Source organism: Alphaproteobacteria bacterium (assembly GCA_035625915.1).
GTDB lineage: Bacteria > Pseudomonadota > Alphaproteobacteria > JACZXZ01 > JACZXZ01 > DATDHA01.
On record DASPOR010000132.1, the window covers coordinates 1 to 2,371 of the forward strand.

The window sequence follows — 2,371 nt, forward strand, 5'->3', positions numbered from 1 at the left end:
ACGCCAAGCGCCGGCCGCTATCGTCGGGCCGGAGGCTCTCCTGTTCGACACGCATATTGGGCGACGTGGTCATCGATGTGCCAGCCGACAGCCAGGTGCATCGCCAAGTGGTTCGCAAGGCGGTCGAGGCCGTGGCGATCGAGCTCGATGCGGCCGTGCGACTGCACTATGTCGAGGTGCGCGAGCCGGACATGCACTCGCCCGCAAGCGACCTCAGGCGCTTGCTCGAAGCCCTCGAGACGGAATGGCGGCTGACCGATCTCGAGTGCGACCTTCACGTGACGCAGACGCTCCAGCCAGCCCTTCGCCAGGGAAAATGGAAGGTCACGGCCGCGGTTCACAACGAGCGCACCATAATCGCCGTATCGCCCGGCTTTCGCGAGGTCGCCTGTGGAATGGCGGTGGATGTGGGCTCGACAACGATTGCAGCGCACCTCTGCGATCTCGCATCGGGAGAGGTCGTCGCCTCGGTCGGCAAGATGAATCCGCAGATCCGCTTCGGCGAAGACCTGATGAGCCGTGTCTCCTACATCATGATGCATCCCGGAAGCGAGGCGGAACTTACCACAGCGGTGCGCACGGCGATCAACGAACTTGCGGCCGAAGCCGCAGAAGCCGCTGGAGTCGAGCCCCAAGACATCCTGGAAGCGACCTTTGTCGGTAATCCGGTGATGCAGCACCTCCTGCTCGGCATCAACCCGGTCGAACTCGGGGGCGCTCCCTTTGCATTGGCGACCGACCGCTCCACGACACTCAAGGCGTGCGAACTCGGCTTATCGCTCCATCCCGGTGCGCGCGCCTTCGTGCTTCCCTGCATCGCCGGTCACGTCGGCGCCGACGCAGCCGGCGTCGTTCTCGCCGAAAGACCGGACCTTCGGGACGAGATTTCGGTCCTCGTCGATGTCGGCACGAACGCCGAAATCGTGCTCGGCAACCGCAAGCGCCTCATCGCATGTTCAAGCCCAACCGGACCGGCGTTCGAAGGTGCGCAAATAAGTTGCGGCCAGCGCGCCGCGCCGGGAGCGATCGAACGCGTTCGCATCGATCCCAAAACCCTCGAACCGCGCTTCAAGGTGATCGGTTGCGACCTATGGTCCGACGATCCCGCCTTTGCGGACCGTGTGCGCAAGACCGGCGTCACCGGAATCTGCGGCTCCGGGATCATCGAGGCATTGGCGGAAATGTTCCTCGCCGGAATCCTGCGCAAGGACGGCACGATCGACGGCGCATGCGCGGCGGTCAACTCGCGCATCCACGCGGACGGACCGACCTTCGCATACACGCTCTTCCCGGGGGCTACTCCGATTCGCGTCACGCAGAACGACGTGCGCGCAATCCAGCTCGCCAAGGCCGCCCTTTACGCCGGTATTCGACTTCTGATGGACCGAATGGGGGTCGATCACGTCGACCGCATTCGCCTTGCCGGTGCTTTCGGCAGCCATATCGACGTCAAATATGCAACCGTCCTCGGCATGATTCCTGACTGCGATCTCGATCACGTCAGCTCGGCCGGAAACGCAGCCGGCACGGGCGCGCGCATCGCCCTTCTTGATCGGCGCGCGCGACGGGAGATTGAGACGCTCGTGCGCAGGATCGAAAAGGTCGAGACGGCGGTTGAGCCGCGTTTTCAGGAGCATTTCGTCGACGCGATGGCGATACCTCATCGTCGCGCCCAATACCCGCATTTGAGCCGGGTCGTCGCACTCCCCGAGGTGCGGCCGGACGATGCGGTGTCGATGCGCGGCGGGCGGCGGGGATCTCGTCGCCGTGCGGGTGGCGCGGCTTCGTGATGCAAGGCCGACGACTCGGATACTTGCTCGCGATGGCAGCACCCGGGCTATTGAAACGCGAATCGAATGCCGGCGGCTCGGCGATGGTGCGCCGGCGAAGGTGCCCCGGCGATGGTGAAGGAGTGACGTCATGAGCGATCAGCAGCTTTCTCCACGCGCGCGCCGCGGCGGCGCTCGGGAGGCCAAGCGTGCGGCACGGCTCGCGAGTGCAGCCGTCTCGGTTCCCTTCATTACCCGCAACATCCCGTACTACGAGGTGCTCGGCGAGGAAGGGTTGTCGCTCATCGAGCACAACGCCGATACCGTGCTCGAGGAAATCGGCATCGTCTTTCATGGCGACGAGGAGGCGCTCAAGGTCTGGCGCGAGGCGGGTGCGGATGTAGATGGAGAACGCGTTCGCTATCCGCGCGGGATGTGCCGCGCGATCATCCAGAAAAACGCACCGAAGGAATACGTTCAGTACGCCCGCAATCCCCAGCGGAACGTGGTGATGGGCGGCAAGAACACAGTTTTTGCGCCCGCCTACGGCCCGCCATTCGTGCGCGATCTCGATAAGGGGCGGCGCTACGGGACGATTGAGG

The 2,371-nt window shown here is 64.4% G+C and carries 2 protein-coding genes; both read left to right on the forward strand.

Going from position 1 to position 2,371, the window contains the following annotated elements; translation table 11 throughout:
- Positions 1 to 1,790, forward strand: a 1,790-nt coding sequence (locus VEJ16_10750; protein ID HYB10140.1) for an ASKHA domain-containing protein, incomplete at its 5' end; no start/stop codon positions are given.
- A 130-nt stretch (positions 1,791 to 1,920) separates the two neighbouring features.
- Positions 1,921 to 2,371 (forward strand): trimethylamine methyltransferase family protein (locus VEJ16_10755; protein HYB10141.1); only part of this gene is annotated, 451 nt, incomplete at its 3' end.